13 protein-coding genes are annotated in these 23,694 nt (G+C 69.1%); 1 reads left to right on the top strand and 12 read right to left on the bottom strand.

What is annotated here, in order from left to right; genetic code table 11:
- The 12 genes from ACFVX6_RS27160 to ACFVX6_RS27105 form a co-directional block, all read right to left on the bottom strand.
- Window positions 1-8,908, bottom strand: an 8,908-nt coding sequence (locus tag ACFVX6_RS27160; RefSeq protein WP_389695724.1) for an amino acid adenylation domain-containing protein, incomplete at its 3' end; no start/stop codon positions are given.
- Between the two features lie 231 nt (window positions 8,909-9,139).
- Window positions 9,140-9,976 (bottom strand): siderophore-interacting protein, encoded by an 837-nt coding sequence (locus ACFVX6_RS27155; RefSeq protein WP_389695722.1) that lies wholly within the window; start codon window positions 9,974-9,976, stop codon window positions 9,140-9,142.
- Window positions 9,976-12,621 carry an amino acid adenylation domain-containing protein gene (locus ACFVX6_RS27150; protein WP_389695720.1) on the bottom strand — a complete coding sequence of 882 codons (2,646 nt, stop codon included), beginning with the start codon at window positions 12,619-12,621 and terminating at the stop codon, window positions 9,976-9,978. Before ACFVX6_RS27150 ends, ACFVX6_RS27155 begins: the two co-directional genes overlap by 1 nt.
- 72 nt (window positions 12,622-12,693) lie before the next feature.
- Window positions 12,694-13,485 (bottom strand): 2-keto-4-pentenoate hydratase, encoded by a 792-nt coding sequence (locus ACFVX6_RS27145; protein WP_389695718.1) that lies wholly within the window; start codon window positions 13,483-13,485, stop codon window positions 12,694-12,696.
- Between the two features lie 14 nt (window positions 13,486-13,499).
- Complete coding sequence (locus tag ACFVX6_RS27140) at window positions 13,500-14,492, bottom strand: class I SAM-dependent methyltransferase (protein ID WP_389695716.1); 993 nt, start codon at window positions 14,490-14,492, stop codon at window positions 13,500-13,502.
- Window positions 14,493-14,520: 28 nt separating this feature from the next.
- Window positions 14,521-15,558, bottom strand: coding sequence for a 4-hydroxy-2-oxovalerate aldolase (gene dmpG, locus ACFVX6_RS27135; protein ID WP_389695714.1), 1,038 nt, complete (start codon window positions 15,556-15,558; stop codon window positions 14,521-14,523).
- The gene (locus tag ACFVX6_RS27130) at window positions 15,555-16,412 is read right to left on the bottom strand and encodes an acetaldehyde dehydrogenase (acetylating) (protein ID WP_389695712.1); all 858 of its coding nucleotides are present in this window, start codon (window positions 16,410-16,412) and stop codon (window positions 15,555-15,557) included. Before ACFVX6_RS27130 ends, dmpG begins: the two co-directional genes overlap by 4 nt.
- A 109-nt stretch (window positions 16,413-16,521) precedes the next feature.
- Window positions 16,522-17,694, bottom strand: coding sequence for a prephenate dehydrogenase (locus tag ACFVX6_RS27125; protein ID WP_389695710.1), 1,173 nt, complete (start codon window positions 17,692-17,694; stop codon window positions 16,522-16,524).
- A 23-nt stretch (window positions 17,695-17,717) separates the two neighbouring features.
- Window positions 17,718-19,208, bottom strand: coding sequence for a tryptophan 7-halogenase (locus ACFVX6_RS27120; RefSeq protein WP_389695708.1), 1,491 nt, complete (start codon window positions 19,206-19,208; stop codon window positions 17,718-17,720).
- Window positions 19,209-19,264: 56 nt separating this feature from the next.
- Window positions 19,265-20,359 (bottom strand): alpha-hydroxy acid oxidase, encoded by a 1,095-nt coding sequence (locus ACFVX6_RS27115; RefSeq protein WP_389695706.1) that lies wholly within the window; start codon window positions 20,357-20,359, stop codon window positions 19,265-19,267.
- Window positions 20,360-21,442 (bottom strand): 4-hydroxyphenylpyruvate dioxygenase, encoded by a 1,083-nt coding sequence (hppD, locus tag ACFVX6_RS27110; RefSeq protein WP_389695704.1) that lies wholly within the window; start codon window positions 21,440-21,442, stop codon window positions 20,360-20,362.
- A gap of 62 nt (window positions 21,443-21,504) precedes the next feature.
- Window positions 21,505-21,717, bottom strand: coding sequence for an MbtH family protein (locus tag ACFVX6_RS27105; RefSeq protein ID WP_389695702.1), 213 nt, complete (start codon window positions 21,715-21,717; stop codon window positions 21,505-21,507).
- Between the two features lie 829 nt (window positions 21,718-22,546).
- Between ACFVX6_RS27105 and ACFVX6_RS27100 the strand changes: the two genes are divergently transcribed.
- Window positions 22,547-23,635 (top strand): transcriptional regulator, encoded by a 1,089-nt coding sequence (locus ACFVX6_RS27100; protein ID WP_389695700.1) that lies wholly within the window; start codon window positions 22,547-22,549, stop codon window positions 23,633-23,635.
- The last annotated feature ends 59 nt before the right edge of the window (window positions 23,636-23,694 follow it).

The raw sequence follows: 23,694 nt of genomic DNA, 5'->3' as shown, positions 1-23,694 counted from the left end.
GCACCATGAACAGGGTGGTGTTCGTTTCCTGGGCCAGTTCGGCGAGCGCGCGGTGCAGTGCGGCGTCGATCCGGATCGGGACGGTGTCACCGCGGAAGCCGGCCACCTTGGGCCGCGGGCGGTCGAAGGGCAGCTCGAGCTGGTCGGGAATCCCGGCCAGGGTGCTCTTCCAGAAGTCCAGCTGCCCGCTCACCACGGAGTCGGAGTCCTCCTCCGAGCCGAGGAGTTCGCGCTGCCACAGCGTGTAGTCGGCGTACTGCACCGGGAGCGCGGACCACTGCGGTGCGCGGCCCTGGAGCCGGGCGCCGAAGGCGGCCTCCAGATCGCGTCCGAAGGGCCCCATCGAGGCACCGTCGCTCGCGATGTGGTGCATGAGGAGCAGCAGGGTGTGCTCGCCGGGGGCCACCGTGAACAGAGTGGCCCTCAGCGGGAGTTCGGCGGTCAGGTCGAACACGTACTGACCCGCGTCGCTCAGCGCCGTGGCCAACTCGTCTGCGCGGCACGTGGTGTGGTGCAGCTCCAGAGCGACGGCGTCCGCCGCGAGCACCACTTGGGCCGAGCTTCCGTCGATCTCCAGGAAGACGGTCCGCAGGCTCTCGTGGCGCACCACCACATCGCTCAATGCCCGTTCGAGAACACCCGCGTCCAGGTCACCGGTGATCCGGAACGCCACCGGGACGTTGTACGTGGCATTCGCACCCTCCAGCTTGTTGAGGAACCAGAGGCGGTTCTGTGCCGGCGACAGCGGAATCCGTGCCGGGCGCTCCATCGCGGTCAACGCGGTCCTGGCTGATCCGGCCTGCATGATCTGGGCGGCCAGGCCGGCGATGGTGGGGGTCTCGAAGAGGGTGCGGACGGGGAGTTCGATGTCGAGGGTGGTGCGGATGCGGCTGATGAGACGGGTGGCGAGGAGGGAGTGGCCGCCGAGCTCGAAGAAGCTGTCGTCGATGCCGACGGTCGGGAGACCGAGGGTGTCGGCGAACAGGCCGCAGAGGATCTCCTCGCGCGGGGTCCGCGGTCCGCGCCCTGTTCCGGGCGCGGACAGGTCGGGGGCGGGCAGGGCCCGGTGGTCCAGCTTGTTGTTGGTGGTCAGCGGCAGCTGGTCCAGGACCACGATGGCGGAGGGGACCATGTACTCCGGGAGGAGTCCGGTGGCGTGCGTGCGCAGGGCTTCGATGTCCAGCGTGTCGGGGCCGGTTTCGGCGACCACGTAGGCGACGAGGCGCTTGTCGCCGGGCTGGTCCTCTCGGGCGACGACCGCGACCTGGGATAGTCCCGGGAACTGGCCGAGTACGGCTTCGATTTCGCCGAGTTCGATGCGGAAGCCGCGGATCTTGACCTGGTCGTCGGCCCGGCCGACGAAGTTCAGGAGTCCGTCGCCCGACCAGCGGGCCAGGTCTCCGGTGCGGTACATGCGGCTGCCGGCCGGCCCGAACGGGTCGGCGACGAACCGTTCCGCGGTCAGGTCCGGGCGGCCGTAGTAGCCGCGGGCCAGACCCGTGCCCGCCAAGTAGAGCTCACCTGCAACGCCTTGGGGGACCAGGGAGAGGGTGTCGTCGAGGATGTAGGCGCGCATGCCGTCCAGCGGGCGTCCGACCGGGACCGGCGCGGGCACGGTGTCGCCCGCGGTCCAGGGGGCCTGGGTCGCGAACAGGGTCGTTTCGGTGGGGCCGTAGGCGCAGCGGACCAGGGTGTCGGGGCTGTGTTCCAGTACGCGGCGTACGGCGGTGGGGGAGATGAGGTCGCCGCCGGTGATGACTTCCCGCACTCCGGTGAAGCAGTCCGGGGCCTCCTCGGCCATGACGCGGAACAGGCCTGCGGTGATGTCCAGGCCGGTGATCTCCTCCTCGATGATCAGACGGGCGAGTTCGGCGACCGCAAGGTCGCCCTCGGGGGTGATGACGGTGCGCCCGCCGTGCAGCAGCGGTACCCAGAACGCGTAGGTCGAGGGGTCGAAGGCGTACGAAGCCAGGAGCAGGACCCGCTCGTGGGCGCCGGGCCGCTCGAACATGCCGTCCACGACCAGGTCGAGGATGTCGCGGTGGGTGACCGCGACTCCCTTGGGACGCCCGGTGGAGCCCGACGTGTACATCACGTACGCCAGCTGCTCCGGCCGGCATGCCACCCCCGGGTCGGAGACCGGGAGCGAGGCCAGCTCGGTGTCCTGGTCGATGAGGACGACCTGCGGGGCGTCGGGCAGACCCCGCTCATACATCGTGGCGTCAGCGAGCAGGACCGGGGCGGAGGTCTCGTCGACGATCCACTGCATCCGCTCCAGCGGATATCCACTGTGCAGCGGCAGGTAGAACGCTCCGGCCTTCAGCACCGCGAGCAGTGCCACGACCAGGTCCACGGAGCGTTCCATCAGCACCGCGACCGGTGCTTCCGGGGCCACGCCCAGACCCACCAGGCGGTGGGCGAGCTGGTTCGCCCGCCCATCGAGCTCCCGGTAGGACAGCTCCCGACCGGCACACCGCACCGCGACCGCGTCCGGGGAACGCAGCGCCTGCGCCGCGAAGGCCGCCTGCACGGAACCGGCCTCGAGCTGCCGGCGGGGCTCCGCGCCCGCCCACGACTCCAACAACCGCACACGCTCGGCCGGATCGATCACGTCGATGCGGCTGATCGTCTGCTCCGGGTCGGCGGAAACGGATTCCAGGACACGGACGAGAGTGGCGAACAGACGCTCGATGGTCTCCCGGTCGAACAGATCCGTGGCGTAGGTGACGTACGCGCGCACCGGCCCGGGAAGGCCTTCATCGGTGTGCTTCATGAGGAAGTTCAGCGACATGTCGAACTTCGCCGTCTGCTGCTCCCCGACGATCTCCCGGGCTGCCAGACCGGGCAGGTCCAGGGCACTGCCGTCGCCGGTCTGCAGGTTGAGGAGGACCTGGAACAGCGGGTGGCGGGCCAGCGAGCGCTGAGGGTTGACGGCCTCCACGACGCGCTCGAACGGCACGTCCTGGTGGGAGTACGCGGCCAGGTCGGTCTCCCGGACCTGCTCCAGCACCTCGCGGAACGTCGGATTCCCCGAGGTGTCCGTGCGCAGCACCAGGGTGTTGACGAAGAAGCCCACGAGGTCGTCCAGCGCTTCGTCGGCGCGCCCTGCGACCGGGGTTCCGACGGGGATGTCCGTCCCCGCGCCCATCTTCGTCAGCGCCACCGCCAGTGCCGCCCGCACCACCATGAACGGGGTGGCACCGGTGGAACGGGCCAGGTCGGCCATCCCGCGGTGCGCTTCGGCGGCCAGCTCGAAGAAGACCGTGTCGCCGCGGTAGCCGGCCGTCTTCGGCCGGGCGTGGTCGTAGGGCAGTTCGAGCTGGTCCGGGATCCCTTCCAGGGCCTTGGTCCAGAAGGCGAGCTGCTCGCTCACCAGGGAGTCGGGGTCGTCCTCCGCTCCGAGGAGCTCGCGCTGCCACAGCGTGTAGTCCGCGTACTGCACCGGCAGCGCCGGCCACGACGGCTCGGCCCCCTGGGCCCGGGCCCGGAAGGCGACCTCCAGGTCGCGCCCCAGCGGCCCCAGCGAGGCGCCGTCGCTCGCGATGTGGTGCATGAGCAGGAGCAGCACGTGCTCGGTGGGGGCGACGGTGAACAGCGTTGCCCGCAGGGGCAGTTCGGCCGACAGGTCGAACACGTACTGACCGGCCTGGCCCAGGAGCGCGTCCACCTCGTCCGCACCGCAGGCGATCCGATGCAGTTCCACGCCGGCGGCGTCCTCGGCGAGGATCACCTGGACCGGGTCCCCGTCCACCTCCTGGAACACCGTCCGCAGGCTCTCGTGGCGTGCCACCACGTCGCCCAGGGCGCGTTCGAGCACGTCGGGGTCCAGCTCCCCGGCCAGTCGGAAGGCCACCGGAGCGTTGTAGGTGGCGCTGGTCTCCTCGAGCTTGTCGAGGAACCACAGCCGGTTCTGCGCCGGAGACAGCGGGATCCGCTCCGGGCGGGCCACCGCGGTCAGCGCGGGCCGGGCCGCCCCTGCCTGCGCGACCCTCTCGGCGAGGGCGGCGACGGTGGGCGACTCGAACACGGTCCGCACCACCAGCTCGACACCCAGGACCGAACGGATCCGGCTGGCCAGCCGGGTGGCGAGGAGCGAGTGGCCGCCGAGCTCGAAGAAGTTGTCGTCGACACCGACCGCGGGCACGCCCAGGACGTCGGCGAACAGGCCGCACAGGACCTCCTCGCGCGGGGTACGGGGAGCACGCCCGGCCCCGGCGGCCGGCAGCTCGGGGGCGGGCAGCGCGCGCCGGTCCAGCTTGCCGTTGGTGGTCAGGGGGAGCCGGTCCAGGACCACGAGGGCGGAGGGGACCATGTACTCCGGGAGGAGCCCGGCGGCGTGGGTGCGCAGGGCCTCGGTGTCCACCGCGTCGTGACCGGCCTCGGCGACCACGTAGCCCACCAGGCGCTTGTCGCCGTCCTGGTCCTCACGGGCTATGACGGCCACCTCCGACAGTCCCGGGAAGCCGGCCAGTACGGCTTCGACCTCGCCGAGTTCGATGCGGAAGCCGCGGATCTTGACCTGGTGGTCGACCCGGCCGACGAACTCCAGCAGTCCGTCCTCCTGCCAGCGCACCACGTCACCGGTGCGGTACACCCGTGCCTGAGGGTCGTCCGAGAACGGGTGCTTGACGAACCGCTCCGCGGTCAGCTCCGGGCGGTTCCAGTAGCCGCGGGCGAGGCCGGGGCCGCCGACCCACAGCTCGCCGGGAATCCCGGGGGGAAGCAGGGCACCGTTCTCGTCCATGACGAACACTTCCGTGTTCGTCAGCGGTCGGCCGATGGGGAGCTGCCCCGTCCGAGGGGTGGTGCGGTCCACCGTGTAGCACGTGGTGAACACCGTCGCCTCGGTCGGACCGTACCCGTGGATCAGGTGCTCGGGGGCCCACGGCCCGGCCACCAGCTGGTCCACCACCGGCCGGTCGATCGCCTCGCCGCCGAAGAACACGTAGGGGAGGTCGGCCAGGAGGTCGGGGCAGTCCAGCAGGTGCTGGCGGAGCAGGGGGGACGTCAGCCACATCATCGTCACGCCGGAACGGCGCAGGGCGGCCTTGAGCTCGACGGCGTCGAGGAGGACCTCCTTGTCCATCACGGCCATGGCGGCGCCGGACGTCAGCGCGGGCCAGCATTCGAAGGTGAAGGCGTCCCAGGCGAAGTTGGAGGGATGGGCGACCACGTGGCCGGGCCCGATGCCGTCGAACACGTCGCTGTCGACGAGCCGGCAGACCGAGCGGTGCTCGATCATGACGCCCTTGGGCGTCCCGGTGGAGCCGGAGGTGTAGATGACGTGGAACAGGCTGTCGGGGCGGACCTGCACGGACGGGTCCGTGTGGGGCCGGGTGGCGATCTCGTGCCACTCCTCGTCGATCAGGAGCAGCTCGGCTTCCACGGCCCCCAGCCGGTCCTGGAGGTGGGCATGGGTGATGACCAGCGGCGCCTCCACATCGGCCACCATGAACTCCAGCTGGTGGACCGGGTAGTCGTGGTTGAGCGGCACGTAGGCGGCGCCCGCCTTCAGTACGCCCAGGACGGCGACGACCGCGTCGATTCCCCGCTCGACACAGACCGGAACCAACTGCTCCGCGCGGACCCCCAGGTCGATCAGGTGGTGGGCGAGCTGGTTCGCCCGCATGTCCAGCTCGCGGTAGCTCACCGCCTCCTCGCCGCAGAACACCGCGGGCGCGTCCGGAGTTCTGGCTACCTGGTCCTGGAACAGCTGGTGCACGGTGGTGTTGTCGGGGTACGGCGCTGTCGTGTCGTTCCACTCGACGACGAGCTGCTGGTGTTCCGCCGCGGACAGGAGGCCGATCCGGCTCAGCGGCAGCTCCGGTTCCGCCGCGACCGCGGCGAGCAGTCTCTGCAGGGACGCCGCGATCCGCTGTGCGGTGTCCGCGGTGAACAGGTCGAGGGCGAACCCCAGCCGCCCGGTGACTCCGTCGGGAGCTCCGTCTCCCGCGTGCTCCTCGAAGAGTTCCAGGGTGAGGTCGAACTTGGCGACGTCGGTGTCGCCCAGGCTCACGTCCGCGGTCAGGCCCGGCAGGTCCAGGCGGACGGCCGTGTTGTTCTGCATGGCGAGCAGTACCTGGAAGAGCGGGTGCTGGGCGGCGGAACGCTCCGGGTTGAGTACGTTCACCACGTGCTCGAAGGGGACGTCCTGGTGGGCGAAGGCCTCCAGGGACACCTGGCGCACCCGGTCCAGCAGTTGGTCGAAGGAGGGGTCGCCGGTGGTGTCGGTCCGGATCACCAGGGTGTTCACGAAGAATCCGACCAGGTCGCCCAGCGCCTCGTCCGTCCGGTTGGCGATGGGGGTGCCCACCGGAATGTCGTGCCCGGCGCCCAGCCGGGAGAGCACGGCGGCGAAGGCGGCCTGCATCACCATGAACAGACTGGCCCCATGGGTGCGGCCCAGGCCGATCAGGCGTCGGTGCAGCTCTGCGTCCAGCTCGAAGGAGACCGTGTCTCCGCGGTGGCTTGCCGTCTTCGGCCGGGCGTGGTCGTAGGGCAGTTCGAGCTGGTCCGGGATCCCTTCCAGGGCCTTGGTCCAGAAGGCGAGCTGCTCGCTCACCAGGGAGTCGGGGTCGTCCTCCGCTCCGAGGAGCTCGCGCTGCCACAGCGTGTAGTCCGCGTACTGCACCGGCAGCGCCGGCCACGACGGCTCCTGCCCCGCGCACCGCGCCGCGTAGGCACGGCTGATGTCATGGGTCAGCGGGGCCAGCGACCAGCCGTCGGATGCGATGTGGTGGACGAGCAGGAACAGGACCTGCTCGGTCTGCGACAGGGAGAAGAGCCGGAACCGGACCGGCGGGTTCACCGCCAGGTCGAAGCGCTCGCCGGAAAGGGTGGCGATCCGGGCGGTCAGGGCAGCCTCGTCGGTCTCCACGACCTCGAAGTCCTGCAGCGCGCGGTACGCCGGCAGGACCTGCTGGAACGGCACGCCCTGGGCGTCCTCGGGGAAGACGGTGCGCAGGCTCTCGTGCCGGTCCACCACGTCCAGGAGCGCGGCCCGCAGCGCGGCCCGGTCCAGCGGACCCGACAGCCGCACGGTGAGGGGAAGGTTGTAGGTGGCGCTGGTCTCCTCGAGCTTGTCGAGGAACCACAGCCGGTTCTGCGCCGGAGACAGCGGGATCCGCTCCGGGCGGGCCACCGCGGTCAGCGCGGGCCGGGCCGCCCCTGCCTGCGCGACCCTCTCGGCGAGGGCGGCGACCGTGGGCGACTCGAACACGGTCCGCACCACCAGCTCGACACCCAGGACCGAACGGATCCGGCTGGCCAGCCGGGTGGCGAGGAGCGAGTGGCCGCCGAGCTCGAAGAAGTTGTCGTCGATCCCTACGGTCGGGAGGCCGAGGGTGTCGGCGAACAGGCCGCACAGGACCTCCTCGCGCGGGGTGCGCGGCCCGCGTCCGGTGCCGGGGGCGGCCAGGTCGGGGGCGGGCAGCGCGCGCCGGTCCAGCTTGCCGTTGGTGGTCAGGGGGAGCTGGTCGAGGACCATGAACGCGGAGGGGACCATGTACTCCGGCAGCAGGCCGGCCGCGTGCACACGCAGGGCCTCGGCGTCCGGCGTCCCGTCGCCGTGGCCCGGCTCGACGACCACGTAGCCCACCAGGCGCTTGTCGCCCGGCTGGTCCTCCCGGGCGACGACGACCACTTGGGACACTCCCGGGAAGCGGGCCAGCACCGTTTCGATCTCGCCGAGTTCGATGCGGAAGCCACGGATCTTGATCTGGTCGTCGGCCCGGCCCAGGAACTCCAGGAGTCCTTCGGCGGACCAGCGGGCCAGGTCTCCGGTGCGGTACATGCGGGTGCCGGCCGGGCCGAACGGGTCGGCGACGAACCGCTCCGCGGTCAGGTCCGGGCGGCCGAAGTAGCCGCGTGCCACGCCCGTACCCGCCAGGTACAGCTCACCGGTCGTGCCCTGCGCCACCGGGGACAGGCCGTCGTCGAGAACGTGGGCCTGCATCCCGTCCAGCGGAAGCCCGATCGGCAGCGGCGCCGGCAGTTCGCCGTCGCCGGACCACGGGTGCTGCGTTGCGTACAGGGTGGTCTCGGTGGGGCCGTACGCGCTGCGCACGACGATGCCCGGGCAGTGGTCCAGCACCCGGCGCACCGCCGTCGGGGAGACGATGTCACCGCCCGAGATGATCTCCCGTACTCCTGCGAAGACGGTCGGGTCCTCCTCGGCCATCACCTGGAACAGCCCTGCGGAGACGTCCAGGGCGGTGATCTCCTCCTCCGCGATCAGTCGGGCCAGCGTCGCCACACTCACGTCGCCCTCGGGTGTGATGACGGTGCGCGCGCCGTGCAGCAGCGGCACCCACAGGCCGTAGATCGAGGGGTCGAAGGCGTACGGAATGACCATGAGCACCCGCTCGTGGGCGCCCGGTCGATCGAACATGCTGTCCACCATCAGGTCCAGGACATCGCGGTGGGTGACCGCGACTCCCTTGGGACGGCCCGTCGAGCCCGACGTGTACATCACGTACGCCAGCTGGTCCGGCCGGCACTCCACACCCGGGTCGGTCACCGGCAGCGAATCCAGCTCGACGTCCCGGTCCACGAGGACGACCTGCGGGGCATCGGGCAGACCCCGCTCGCCCATCGCGGCATCGGCCAGCAGCACCGGAGCAGAGGTCTCGTCCATGATCCACTGCATCCGCTCCAGCGGAAATGCACTGTGCAGCGGCACATAGAACGCCCCGGCCTTCAGCACCGCCAGCAACGCCACCACCAGATCCACCGAGCGCTCCATCAGCACCGCCACCGGCGCCTCCGGACCCACACCCAGACCCAGCAGCCGGTGCGCCAGCTGGTTGGCCCGCTCGTCCAGCTCCCGGTACGACAGCTCCCGCCCGGAGCACCGCACCGCGACCGCACCCGGAGAACGCAGCACCTGCGCCGCAAAAGCCGCCTGCACCGAATCACCGATCAACGTCGTACCCGACTCGAACGACCGGTCCTCGGCAAAATCAACAGCAGTTGCAACACGCATTGCCAATTTCTCTCTTTCAGGGGTTTGGTGGATCGCGCGACTTTCGGTTGGCCCAGCAAAAACTGACGCGCACGGGATCACCGGTGACCCCGCCGTCCACGAGCAGTGGGGCGCGAGGTCACCGATGTCCGGGAGGAGACCGGGAAAGACCGGGAACTACGCCGGGGTCGGGTCCGCCACGTCGCGGTTCCACTCGGACTTCGTGGACTGCCAGCCGTCCTCGTCCACCCCGCGCCGCCAGTAGCCGGAAATGGACAGCTGCTCACGCGCCAGGCCGCGTTCCACCCGGAGGTGATGCCGCAGCGACTTCACGAAGTGCGCCTCTCCATGGACGAAGGCGTGCACCGTGCCCTCCGGGAAGTCCGCTGCGCAGACGGCCTCGTGAAGCGCCGTGCCGATCTGGCCGTCCCCGCGGTGCAGCCAGACGATGTCGGCATCGGCCGGCGCGTGGATCTTCTGTTCCTCGTCCGGACCGGAGACCTCGATGAACGCCTTGGCCACCGCCCCCGGCGGCAGCGCCTCCAAGGAAGCTGCGATCGCGGGCAGGGCGCTCTCGTCCCCGGCGAACAGATGCCAATCGGCCTCCGTGTCGGGCGAGTAGCCGCCGCCGGGTCCGACGAAATGGATCTCGTCCCCGGGCTGGGCGTTCGCGGCCCAGCGAGCGGCCAGACCGTTGTCACCGTGACAGGCGAAGTCCACGGCCAGCTCGATGGCGTCCGGGTCCCAGCTGCGCACCGTGTACGTCCGGGTCCTGGGCCACTGGTCCCTGGGGAGGTCCTTGCGGACGGCCGCGAGGTCGAACGGCTCGGGGTACTGCACGTCCTCCAGGGGGAAGACGAGCTTGACGTAGTGATCGGTGTACTGCCCGGCGTCGAACCCTTGCAGGCCCTCGCCGCCGAGCACGACCCTGACCATGTGCGGGGTCAGCCATTCGACCCGCAGCACCTGCCCTCGGTGCATCGCCGACCTATTGGGCTTCGGATTGTCGGACATTAGTGGCCCCTTTTCCCATCCGGTCCATCTGCGTTGTTCTTCAGCGCTCGCGCCAGAACGGGAGCGATGTCCGCGAGTGCGTCCGCACTCATCAGCTGCATGTGCGTGAACGGAGTGACGTGATGCTCGATCCGGCCGCTCACGTACGGCTCCCAGAGCTCGGAAAGTCCGGTGGAAGCACCGTCCTGGCCGGCCGCCTCGAAGAAGAGCATGCCGCCGTCGTACTGCTCGGGGGCTGCCACCCGGCTGATCTTGAGGTTGTTCTCGGTGATGTCGATGAGGGCGGCGACGGTCCGTTCCTCAAGGCTGGCAAGGGTTCCGCCATGGGACTTGAGGATTTCGAGGATGCGCGGCATCTCGATCGGCTCGTCACCCGGTTCGGCGTGAAAGGCACCGATTCCGTCGAACGCGAGTTCCAGGAGATCGCGCTGGCTGCGCGTGCTGTCGTCCGCGCTGGCGTGCCCTCCGGTGCCGGCATCGAGCACGGCCAGCAGGGACACCTCCTCGCCCTCCTGCTGGAGGCGAGCGGCCAGGGTATGGGCGGCCTTGCCGCCGAAGGACCAGCCCAAAAGGGCATACGGGCCTGACGGCTGGATCGCCCGGATACGGCCGAGGTAGTCCTCGATCAGCTCGTCCATGTCGGCGGGGAGCGGCTCGTCCGCGGCCAGTCCGCTGGCCTGGAGCCCGTACACCGGGTGGTCCTTCGGTACGTAGCGCAGCAGCCCCGCGTAGCACCAGGCCATGCCGCCTCCGGGGTGCACGCAGAACAGCGGCGTACGGCTGCCGACCGGCCGCAGGTTCAGCACGTGCTCCAGCCCGCTGTCCTGCGCCTCGCTGTTCGCCTGGCCCAGGTTCGACAGGGCGGCCACGGTCGGAGTGTTGAGCAGGCTGCGGATCGAGAGCCTCACGCCCAGGATGGCCCGGATGCGGCTGATGAGACGGGTGGCGAGGAGGGAGTGGCCGCCGAGTTCGAAGAAGTTGTCGTCGATGCCGACGGTGGGCACGCCCAGGATCTCCGCGAACAGGCCGCAGAGGATCTCCTCGCGCGGGGTCCGCGGACCGCGTCCGGTTCCGGGTGCGGGGGCGGGCAGCTCGGAGGCGGGCAGGGCCCGGTAGTCGACCTTGCCGTTGCCGGTCAGCGGCAGCCGGTCCAGGACCAGGAACGCCGAGGGCACCATGTACTCGGGCAGCAGGCCGGCGGCGTGGGTGCGCAGGGCCCCGGTGTCCACCGTGTCCTGGCCGGCCTCGGCGACCACGTAGGCCACGAGGCGCTTGTCGCCGTCCTGGTCCTCACGGGCCATGACGGCCACCTGGGACAGTCCGGGGAAGCGGCCGAGTACGGCTTCGATTTCGCCGAGTTCGATGCGGAAGCCGCGGATCTTGACCTGGTCGTCCGCCCGGCCCACGAAGTCCAGGAGTCCTTCGCCCGCCCACCGGGCCAGGTCTCCGGTCCGGTACATCCGGCTGCCGGCCGGCCCGAACGGGTCGGCGACGAACCGCTCCGCCGTCAGGTCCGCACGCCCGTAGTAGCCCCGGGCCAGACCCGTGCCCGCCAGGTACAGCTCCCCTGCCACACCCTCGGGGAGCAGGGAGAGGGCGTCGTCCAGGATGTAGGCGCGCATGCCGTCCAGCGGACTCCCGATCGGGATCGGCGCCGGCACCGCGTCGCCCGCGGTCCACGGGGCCTGGGTTGCGAACAGGGTCGTCTCGGTGGGCCCGTACGCGCCGCGCACCACGGTGTCGGGGCAGTGCTCCAGCACCCGGCGCACCGCGGTCGGGGAGATCACGTCGCCGCCGGTGATGACTTCCCGCACCCCTGCGAAGCAGGCGGGGTCCTCCTCGGCCATCACCCGGAACAGACCCGCCGTCACCTGAAGCCCGGTGATCTCCTCCTCCGAGATCAGCCGTGACAGCGTCGCCACACTCAGGTCGCCCTCGGGTGTGATGACGGTGCGGCCGCCGTGCAGCAGCGGAACCCACATCTCGTACGTCGAGGGGTCGAAGGCGTACGGAGCCATCATCAGGACCCGCTCGTGGGCGCCCGGCCGCTCGAACATGCCGTCCACCACCAGCTCCAGGATGTCGCGGTGGGTGACCGCAACGCCCTTGGGGCGGCCCGTGGAGCCCGACGTGTACATCACGTACGCCAGCTGCTCCGGCCGGCACTCCACACCCGGATCAACCACCGTCAGCGAGGCCAGCTCGACGTCCCGGTCCACAAGGACGACCTGCGGCGCGTCGGGCAGACCCCGCTCACGCTTCGCGGCGTCGGCCAGCAGCACCGGAGCGGAGGTCTCGTCGACGATCCACTGCATCCGCTCCAGCGGATAGCCGCTGTGCAGCGGCAGGTAGAACGCGCCGGACTTCAGCACCGCCAGCAGGGCCACCACCAGGTCCACGGAGCGTTCCATCAGCACCGCGACCGGAGCCTCCGGGCGCACGCCCAGACCCACCAGCCGGTGCGCCAGCTGATTCGCCCGCTCGTCCAACTCCCGGTACGACAACTCCCGTCCGGCACACCGCACCGCCACCGCGTCCGGAGAACGCAGCGCCTGCGCCGCAAAAGCCGCCTGCACGGAATCACCGATCAGCGCCGTACCCGACTCGAACGGCCGGTCCTCGGTAAAACGAACAACACTTGACATGAGCATTTTTCAATCACCCTCTTTCGGGGTCGAGATCGCACGTGTGCCGCACGGAGAGGGCCACACAAGACCTCAGTTGCTTGAGGCAGAAAGGGACACGGATCCCAAGGACCCGAATGACGCCCTGACGGTGGCACCTGCCGTGAGGTCAACCGCTGCGGCCAGGGATCCGGCCAGGACCACGTCGCCGGCACCGATCCCGGCACCGAAAGAGGCCAACAGGCGCACGAGACATGCCACGGACTCCGCCGGATGCCCCATCACGGCCGCACCGGTCGCCGTCAGCACGCGGTCACCCGACTCGAAGACCATGGTCTCGGCGGCGAGATCGCGTCCGTCGAAGGGAACCGCCTCACCCACGACGACCATGGCCGACGAGGCGTTGTCCGCGACGGTGTCCACCCACGCGATGTCCCAGTTCTCGATACGACTGTCGAGCACCTCCAGGGCCGGGAAGACCTCGATGGTGGCGTCCAGTACGTCCGCAGCGGTCGTACGGGGATCGGAGAGATCGGCGCCGATCCGGAAGGCGATCTCCCCTTCGACCTTGGGCGAGATGAACCGTCCCGGATCGAGGCGGGCGCCGTCGGCGAGGATCATGCCTTCGGTCAGGAAGCCGAAATCCGGTTCGTCGACACCGAACATCTCCTGAATGGCCAGACTCGTCGCGCCGATCTTGTATCCGGCGTGCACCGCCCCGTCCTCGTGTTCCAGGTCACGGAATGCGCGCTGGATGACGTAGGCGTCCTGTGCGGTGAAGTCGGGATACCGGGCGGAGATGGGCGGTATCGGCTTGCGTTCCTTCTTGGCGTTCCACAGTTCGACGGCTATGCGCTGGTGAACGGCTCGGGGTTCCTGAAGCATGACGCGTGCCCGGACTACTTGGTCGCCAGGAACAGCCGGCCACCCGGCATGACCTGGGAGGTGCAGTCGACGTCCGAGAAGCCGGCGCTGCGGAACTTCTCCACCCACTGGTCCGCAGTGGGCAGGTTGATGCCCATGAAGTCCGAGTGCAGGTAGGTGAAGAGGGCGCTGAACTTGCGCTCGCGCTCCTCCTGCCCGTAGGAGACCGCGTCGACCACGGCCAGGACGCCGCCGGGGGCGAGGGCCTTGTGGCAGGTGCGCAGCACGTCGTCGAAGGCGGCCTCGTCCTGCAGGACGTCGTGCATCACGAAGCAGGCCTGGATGACGTCGGCCCCCTCCAGCGGACTGGGGTCGTCGATCAGGGACTCGACCGACCGCTCCACGACCTGGAGCCGGCCGTCGACCCCGGCGCGTGCCGCATCTTCCCGCGCGGCGGCGCAGGCCCCCGAGCTCAGGTCCAGGGCGACGCCGGTCCGGCTGTCGTCCTGGACGAGAAGGTCGATGAGCAGGCCGGCCGCACCCGCGCCGAGGTCGACGACGTGCTTGGCGCCTGCGGCCACGACCCGTTCGACGACGGCGGGGTAGAAGGTACGGTCCCCGATCCAGCGCGAGCTGACCGCCACCCGGCGCCCGTCGCGCTGGTAGGTGTCGGCGGCGGTCTCGCTGTCGGAGAGGAAGGCGCGCGCGTTCTGCAGGAACGGGCTGTTGGCGGTCAGGGACCAGGACAGGTACCCGACCTGGTGCCTCCAGTCCGCGTAGTCGTCGGACGCGCGGTACAGGCCGTTTCCGTCCTCGGCCGCGAGCAGTCCGGCGGCCGACAGCGCGTGCACGAATGCCCCGAGGCGTTCCTGGGAAAGACCCGTCACCTCGGCCAGATCGGCGACACCGAAGGTGCGGCCCGAGTCCAGCACCTGGTCCACGCCGATCTCGGCGCCGATCTGGAGCAGTGCGGCGACCGCCGCGTAATCCGCTCCGACCTCGCGTGCGGAATCCAATGTCAACGTCATTTTTGCTCCTCGGATTTCTGAAAGTCCGTCACATGACGGCGTAGAGAGAGTTCTTCTGGGCGAGATCCATCGCGACTTCGATGATCGAGTCCTCCTGGCCGGCGACGACGCCCCGGCGGCCCAGCTCCATCAGGATTTCCCGCGGGTCCACCTGGAACTGCTCCGCGGCGCGGCGCGTGGGTCCGGCGAATCCGGAGAAGACACCGGCGATTCCGCTGGTGATGGTCACGCTGTCGTTCGTCGGAACGCGCTTGACGAAGGTGGATTCCGCGAGATCGCCCGCGTCGAGGGCGGCGAACAGCTGGAGCTTGGTGTCGATCTGCTCCAGGTGCAGGTTCGCTGCGATCAGTTCGAGCGGTGCGTTGCCGGCGCCGGCGCCGAAGCCGCGGGCCGTGACGTCCACGATGGTCGCGCCGGCCTTGATGGCGGCCATGCTGTTCGTCACCGAGAGGCCGAGGTTGTTGTGGCCGTGGAAGCCGATCTCGATGTCGAGTGCCTCGACGAGCGCGCCGACCTTCTCCGTGACGGCGTCCGGGGTGTAGGCGCCGGCCGAGTCCATCAGGATGACGGCGTGTGCTCCGTACCCCTCCATGAGCCGGGCCTGCTCGATGAGCTTCTTGGTCGAGGCCATGTGGCTCATCAGCAGCAGGCCTTTGACGGTGACGCCCATCGAACGCAGCATGGTGATCTGCTGGCGGGTCACGTCCGCTTCCGAGCAGTGCGCACCGACCCGGACCTCGTCGACTCCGCAGTCCAGTGCGGGCTTCAGATCGCGTTCGACGGTGGCGAACCCGGGGATGGACAGGACGCCGAGGCGCGTCTGCTTCAGCTGGTCGCGGGCGGCCGTGAGCATCTCGATGTCGCTCAGCGCGGCACGGCCGACCTGGATGGACGAGGCACCGAGTCCATTGCCGTGCCCGACCTCCAGGAGGTCGGCGCCCGCGAGTTCGGCGGCCTTGGCGTAGGCGACGATGTCCGAATGACCCAGCTGATGCGCCACTGCGTGATTTCCGTCGCGCAGGGTCGTGTCACAGATTTCGAGCCGGCGCTCGTCAAGGGTCCTCATCGACGTGCCTCCGCTCGGCCCTCGGCGACAGCCACCGCCGCGCAGGTGATGACGTCCAGATTCCCGGCGTAGCGCGGGAGCCAGTCACCGAGTCCTTCCACTTCGATGGTCACCATGATGCGATCGCCCGTCGCAACCGGCGGAACGACAACGCGATACCCAGGTACATAGGAATTGATCCGCTTCTCCATGAGGTCGACCGAGACGCGCAGCGCCTCCATGTCGATGTTTTCGGAGGCCGGGACCGCGATGGTGTTCCTCATGACGATTCCCGGCTCTGCCGGATTGATGATGAGGATCGTCCTGGCGGTTTCCACCCGGCTGAATTCGTGCGTCGCCTTCTGAGTGGTGAAGGCGTATTCGTCGATGTTCGCCCGCGTCGCGGGGCCGACGCTCTCCGACGAGCTGGCCGTGGCGATCTCCAGGTAGCCCAGGCCGTTCTCGGAGGCTTCGCTGAAGCAGTGCGCGATGGGAACGGCAGCCTGTCCGCCGCAGGACACCATGCTCACGTTGGGCTCGGTGAGGCACTCCTCGAGGTTCAGTGCCGGAACGCAGAACCTGCCGAGATTCGCCGGCGTGAGGTCGATGACCGGAACGCCGAGGGCTTCGAGCACCTTGTAGTTGTGCACCGCGTCCGCGGCCGACGTCGCATCGAAGACCAGGTCGATCCGGTCCGCGATCGCGACGACGGCGTCGATTCCGTCGGCGGACGTCGGAACCCCGCGATTTTCGGCGAGTTCGATGCCCGGGGAGGTGGTCCGGCGGCCGGCGAACATGTCGCACCGCAGATAGGGCGAGGCGATGACCTTGAGCAGCAGGTCGCAGCCGATGTTTCCCGTGCCGATGATGGCCACGCGAAGAGGGTCAGCAATGGTGTCATTGTATGTGTGCATTCACCTGTCCTCGTTTCCTCTGTGTCGATCCGACGAAATGTTTGTGCGTGGCGCCGTCCCGAAAACAGACCTACGCCACATGGAATTGATCAGCCGCGCGGACTGCCCTTTCCGGGATTTCTCCGGCCGTCTTCCGTACGCCGGACACCGGGACCGGGCTGACGGATTCGGATTTCCAGCCGGCTCCGTCCAGCTCCCGTACGATCCGGCCGGCACGCACGGTCGGGACCGCGAACGTGAGGGCGAGGGCGCCTTCCTCCGCGGAGTACCGCGGTACGACGTCCTCCTGCTCCACGTGGAGCGTCCTGAGCACGTCCAGCAGGCGGACCAGCTGTCCGGGCCCCTCCGGGACCAGGACCTCCACGTGCGTCTGCCGGTCCGCGACCTGCCGTTCCTGAATCGCCGCCAGTCCGGCAGCGCCCCTGTTCAGCAGATCGGCCACCGGTCCCAGGCTCTGGCCGCCGTCGTCCTGCGGTGCGCTGGACAGGTCGTCGAGCGTGGCCATCAGGGTCGTCAGGTCGTCCCTGAGTTCCCGGAGCACTCCGGCGACGGCCGGTGCGTTGGCCTGCAGGATGTCGTTCCACAGCTCGGTGTCCCGGACGGCCATCCGCGTCACGTCGCGCAGCGCCTCCCCGGCGAGCCGGAACGAGGCCCGCGAGCCGTGCTCCAACCGCGCGGCCATCAGGCTGGCCACCACGTGGGGAGCGTGCGAGGTCAACGCCACCGCGTCGTCGTGTGCGCGGTCCCCCATGATCGCGGGGACGGCCCCGCACAGCGCGATCATTTCGAACACCCGGTTCACCGCGTCCTGGGACGTCGTCTCCGACGGAGTCAGCACCCAGGGCCGGTCCTCGAACAGATCCGCGCGGGCGGCGAGCGGACCGCCTCGCTCGCGGCCGGCCAGAGGATGCCCGCCCACGTAACTGGCCGACGTACCTCCGGACTTCCAGACGTCCCGGGCCGGCTGCGCCTTCACACTGGCCACGTCGGTGTAGGTCCGGGCCAGCCCTCGCGCCTGCATCTTCGCGAGCACACCGCCCACCGCGCCCGGCGGTACGGCGATCACTGCAAGGTCGACCGGCTCGTCCGGCGCACCCCTCACGCCTGCTCCCAAGGCGGCGGCCGTGCGGGCGGCCACGTCGTCCTTGTCCAGCAAATGCACTCGTACGCCGTGCCGGCTCACCGCCAGGCCGATCGAGGTGCCGATCAGACCCGTGCCGACCACGGCCATCGTTCGTATCACCGCTACCCCCGTCAGCCTGTAGGTCAGTAGCTGGGGTCCGCCCAGCGCATTCCGTCGGCGGACGGCACGAGACCGCCCTCGCGGATCGGGTCTTCGTCGTCGAGGACCTCGCCCAGCGCGGCGTGGACCTGGATCTTGGCGCCCTCTTCCAGGACGGACTGCACGAGCGTCGAGTCGAAGAGATCGCGATCCGTTCCGCTCTCGCCGGCCGGCTCGTCGACCAGCTCGGAGAACTCCCGGAACGTGGACTCGTGCTGCTCGGCGTAGGAGCCGGCGTTGACCAGTCCGCTTTCGCCCGAGGCGCCGCCGCCGACCAGTTCGACGAAGGACTCGAGTCCGGACGTCGAGCTGTTCATGACCTTCTTGGCGGTCCAGAAGTACGAGTCCTCGTCCCGGTGCATGTCGTAGAAGGCCACCAGGAAGTCATGGAAGAGCGCGTACTCGTTCCGGTAGCGCGCCTCGTACTCCTCGAAGCACTTCTCCTCCTCGAAGTCCCCGCTCAGGACCGAGTTGATGGAGCGCGCGGCCAGCAGACCGCTGTAGGTGGCGAGGTGCACACCGGAGGAGAAGACCGGGTCGATGAAGCACGCCGCATCGCCCACCAGGACCATGCCGGGGCGCCAGAACTTCTCCTGGATGTACGAGTAGTCCTTGCGGATCCGGATCTCGCCGTAGGGACCGCTCTCCACCCGGCGCGCCTCGGACAGGTGCTCCGCGATGAGCGGGCATTCCTCGATCAGGCTCATCAGAGCCTTCTCCTTGTCGCCCTGCACGCGCTCCAGCGCCTCGCGCCGCAGGACCGCGCCGACGCTGGTGAGTTCGTCGGTGAGCGGGATGTACCAGAACCAGCCGTCGTCGAAGGCGGCGCAGAGGATGTTGCCGGAGTTGGGTGCCGGGAGGCGCTTGCCGCCTTCGAAGTAGCCGAAGAGCGCGATGTTCTGGAAGAACTCCGAGTAGTGCCGGGTGCCGCCGATCTTGGTGTGAATGCGGCTCTTGTTGCCGGAGGCGTCCACGACGAAGCGGCTGCGCACCTCGTGGCGCACTCCGTCGGCGTCGGCGTACCGCACACCGCTGATGCGGCCGTCCTCCTCGATGACGTCCACCACGGAGCTCTTCTCGCGGACCTCGACGCCCTTGGAGCGCGCGTTGTCCAGGAGGATCTGGTCGAACTTCATCCGCTCGACCTGGTAGGCCAGCGAGGTCGGGCCCGAGAAGGTCTCGGAGACGGAGAACGAGAACGTCCAGGGTTCGGGGCTGCTCCCCCACCGGAAGGTGCCGCCGCGCTTGGGCATGAACGCGGCCTTCTCCAGCTCCTCCGAGACGCCGAGGAGCTTGCAGATGCCGTGCACCGTCGAGGGCAACAGGGACTCCCCGATCTGATACCGGGGGAATTCCTCCTTCTCCAGGAGAAGGACACGGTGCCCCTGCATGGCTATCAGGGTGGACACGGTGGAACCGCCCGGACCACCACCTACGACAACGACATCGAATTGGTGGTCGTTCTTGTCAGACATGACTTCATTTCTCCTTCGATGGCACCGGAGGGCGTCCAGGCCGCAAACAGCGGTATTCAGACCCGCAAACCGGAAACAATTGAGCGCAAGCTACGTGCGGCAGCCAGATCGGCACAGCCGGCCAGGAGGAGGGCCTCTTCGAGTTCCGTCCGCAGGATCGAGAACACCTGGGCGACTCCCTGCGCCCCGGCTGCGCTCAACCCCCACAGCACCGGGCGCCCGATCAGGACCCCGTCGGCGCCCAGCGCGAGAGCGCGCAGGATGTCGGTGCCGCTGCGGACACCGCTGTCCATGAGGACCTGGCACTGCCCGTCCACCGCTTCGACCACCCAGGGCAGTGCGGTGATGCTGGCCGGTGCGCTGTCCAGCTGTCGGCCACCGTGGTTGGAAACCACCACGGCGTCGGCCCCGAGCCGGACGGCCTGTTCCGCATCCCTGGGATCGAGGATGCCCTTGACCACCAGGGGAAGTCGGGTCTGCTCCCGGATCCACTCCAGGTCGGACCAGCCGAAAGTCGAGTCGAAGGCCATCTTCGTGTGGGCGGCCACGGCCGACTCGCCCGGCCGGCGCGCATGGGCCGCGGAGGGTCCGTCGGGCTCGAGGTTGGCGCTGCGGATCCAGGAGGGGAGCGTGAACTCGTTGCGCAGGTCGCGCAGTCGGCGGCCCATGATCGGGACGTCCACGGTCACCATCAGGGCCTGGCAGCCGACGTGTTCGGCGCGGCGGATCAGCTCGAGCACCCGGCCGCGATCGTGCAGCCAGTAGAGCTGGAACCACAGGTCCGCTCCGACCGCGGCGATCTCCTCCAGCGAGTGACTGCTGATGGTGCTGACCACGAAGGGCACCCCCGCCGCCAGAGCACCCTCCGCGGCGGCGAGTTCGCCCTCCGGGTGCAGCAGACGCTGGTACGCCATCGGCGCGACCGCGAGGGGAAGCGCCGCCGAGCCGCCCGGCAACTGCGCGCCGGTGTCGCTCGCCTTGACGCCTGCCAGCACCCTGGGTACCAGCGACACACCGTCCAGCGCCGCCCGGTTGGCCTCCAGGGTTGATTCGGTTCCGCTGCCGCCGGAAATGAAGTCCCACACCGCCGGCGTCAGGCGTGCGGCGGCGGACCGTCGCAGGTCCTCCACGCACAGGGGCTGCTGGGTCATTTACTTCCCGACCTCTGCTTCGGCCCGCTGCCGTTCGACCGCTTCGTAAAGCGCCTTGATGTTTCCGCTTCCGAAGGTACGAGCGCCCATTCGCTCGATGACCTCCATGAAGAGCGTGCGGCGCGGGTGGACCGAGGCGGTGAAGATCTGGAACAGCTGGCCGTCGTGGTCCTCGTCGACCAGGACGTCCAGTTCCTTGAGTTCGGAAACCGAGTACTTCGTCAGATCCACGCCCAGCAGCCGGTAGTAGGCGGCAGGAGTGCTCAGGAAGGAAACACCCCGCGACTTCATGAGGCCCACCGACCCCACGATGCTGTCCACGGTGAAGGCGATGTGCTGGACACCGGCCCCGTCGTGATTCTTCAGGAACGCGTCGATCTGCCCCGGCTCCAGCGAGGTGTCGGGTTCGATCAGCGTGAGCGTGACAGCACCGGACCGGCTCTGGACCACCCTGGAATCCATTGCCTGCTTTCCCACCACGATGCGCTCTTCGAAGATCATCTGGAAGTCCAGGACCTTTTCGTAGAACTCCACGGTGGCTGCCAGCTGCCCGGCTTCGAGGCAGATGGCGAAATGGTCGATCGTGTTCAGGCCGCTGTCGAACCGGGCGCCCGTCTCGGGAACCGGGGAGAAACCCGGAAGCTCCCGCACATCGCTGCCGGCCGGCCGCTGCACGAAGGTGTGGAACACGTCCCCGAAGCCTCTGATCGAGGCAGTCAGCACCCCGTCCCGCTCCGCCGGCTCCGCGACCGCCACCGCACCCCGACGCACTGCCTCGGCGAACATTTCCCTGGCGTTGGGGGTCGTCAGTGCGATGTTGGCCACCCCGTCACCGTGCTGCGCCACGTAGGCGGCCGCAGGATGGTCGACACCCTCCGCCGACGTCAGCACCAGCCGGATCTCGTTCCTGCCGAGCGCCACCGACCTGACGGCCGTGACGGATTCCGCCGATCCGGCGGCTCCGTAGATCTCGAATCCGTAGCCGTCGATGAACTGCTCCGCAGCCACCGCTGTGTCCTGGACGTAGAACTCGACATGGTCGATGGCGAGCCCATCGAAAATGGATGCGTCCGAATGAGTCATTTACTTCACCGTTCCGGTCGTCTGCCTGGGCAGGAACTGGAGGTTGCGAGGGAGAAGAACGCTCACGCCGTTGCGCTCATCTGCTGGACCAGGCTGTGCGGCCGCATTTCCGTCCAGGTCGAGTTGATGTACTCGATGCACGATGTGCGATCACTCCGGTGAACGACGGTCCAGCCTGCCGGCACCTCGGCGAACTTCGGCCAGAGCGAATACTGCTTCTCCTCGTTGATCAGTACGAGGTATTCCGCTTCGGGGTCTTCGAAAGGATTGGTCACGACCTCACTCCTTCTACTTACTCATCCTTGACGAACTGAAGGGGGTCACGGTCCGGATTCGATGGCCGCAGAAAAGCCTCTGCCCGGCCAATCACCTTGTGAACGATCCCCCGTCGAATGGCCCAGCGGCCTTGTGGAGCGAGATTCGCATGGCCACGGGGAGGAATTCAACTCGATGGCTGCTGCGTGAAACACGCCTCTGCAAAAGGAATTCCTCACGCGCCGGCGGCCTCACCGGTAAGGCGCCGCACGGTAATCGGGGGGTCTCCCTGCTCACCGTGCGGCGTCACCCGCAAAGGCCTGGTCCGGCGGGGTGTCCATGTGCGGCGCTGCCGCAGTTGGACGCCCCCGGTCTCTCCTCACTCACACTCACAGCCGGCGGCCCTGCGTTGTTTCGCCGGTGCCGTGGCTGTCCCCGCAGCATGGTCCATGCCGTCGAGTCCGGTCCAGGCAGCGAGTGGACACCGGATAACGGCTCCACCAGGGCCCTTTCGGGGAATGGCCACTACCGGCCTGGCCGGTGAATGCCAATCCGGAAACACGCTGGTCGACCGCTTTTCCGGGACCCGGCGATTGGCACCAAACGGCCCGGGCGAGTCCTGCCAGCCACAAGTCCTTACGAGCGGGGTGTGCAGAGGGAGAAGCTCTCTCCATCACCACCGGGAACGGCCTCCGAACAGGCCGGATCCCCGGTCATTGACCACACCTCTCTCTTCTGGAGGAGCACCGCTATGCCTCGCGCCCCGCGTGGCCGGATCGACCCGCGTCGTCTTGAGGGCCTGCGAACCGGCCCACTCCGCATCACTGCCCACCTCTGGAGGCCGACCCAGTGAGAGCGACGTACGCAGCGACCGCCGTCATCGGAGCCGAGAGCCTGGTCCGACCGACCGCATCCGGAGCGGAACCACGCGAAGCACAGTGCGCCGAGGTTCCCGTCACCGCGGTGACGGTCGGCGACTCCCCCCGGTCCGCGGGGGCGGACGAGGAACACATCGCCCGGCTGGCCGAGACCGAGGAGCCGCTTCCGCCCATCCTGGTGGACCGCCGGACCATGCGCGTCATCGACGGGATGCACCGCCTCGCCGCCGCCCGGCTGCGCGGCCAACAGACCATTTCCGTGAAGTTCTTCGACGGCTGCGCCGACGACGCGTTCCTGCGCGGCGTCGAGGCGAACGTCACGCACGGGCTCCCCCTGTCCCAGGCCGATCGGCGCGCTGCCGCGGCAAGGATCGTGGCGACCCATCCGCACCTGTCCGACCGGTCCATCGCCCGGGCCTCGGGCCTCGGCGCCAAGACGGTGGCGGCGCTCCGCCGGAGTTCCGGCGCGGGCACCCGGGACGACCTCCGGGTCGGCGGGGACGGCAGGGTCCGGCCGCTGAGCAGCGTGGAGGGCCGGCAGCGCGCGGCCGAGATCCTGGCCGAGCATCCGCAGGCCTCCCTGCGCGAGGTGGCGCGGATGGCCGGGATCTCGCCGACGACGGTGAGCGACGTCCGCAGGCTCCTGGAGGCAGGGAGGGATCCCGGCGCTTCAGGCGGCGGTCCCAGAGCGCGCACCGAGGTCAACTCCTGTGCGGTAAAGGGGCGTTCGAGCACACCGATCACCACGCCGATCATCGCGGTGGTCAACCCGGCGGGGCGGCGCGTGGAGCCGCCCCAGGTGGACCCCGCAACGGTGCTGCAGAAGCTGCTGCGCGACCCCGCCCTGCGCCAGCGGGAATCCGGCCGCCACCTGCTGCGCCTGCTGCAGCACAACGTCGTCGACCAGCACATGTGGGCCGAACTGGCCGCCGCGGTACCGGCGCACGCCGGCGGCCTGGTGGCGGATCTGGCGCGCCAGTACGCGCAGACCTGGGCGGTGTTCGCGCAGGAGTTGTACGCACGATCCGAGGATCTGGAGAGCCAAAGGATGACCGGGTGAGCCGCCGCCCCGACGACTGCCGTTCGTCAGGTTGATCGCGCAGCGGCCACCCGCCGCGA

It is taken from the genome of Streptomyces sp. NPDC058289 (assembly GCF_042880975.1).
GTDB classification, from domain to species: domain Bacteria; phylum Actinomycetota; class Actinomycetes; order Streptomycetales; family Streptomycetaceae; genus Streptomyces; species Streptomyces stoeckheimensis.
Note: the sequence above shows the minus strand (reverse complement) of the source record. Positions and strands in the feature narration are given on the sequence as shown.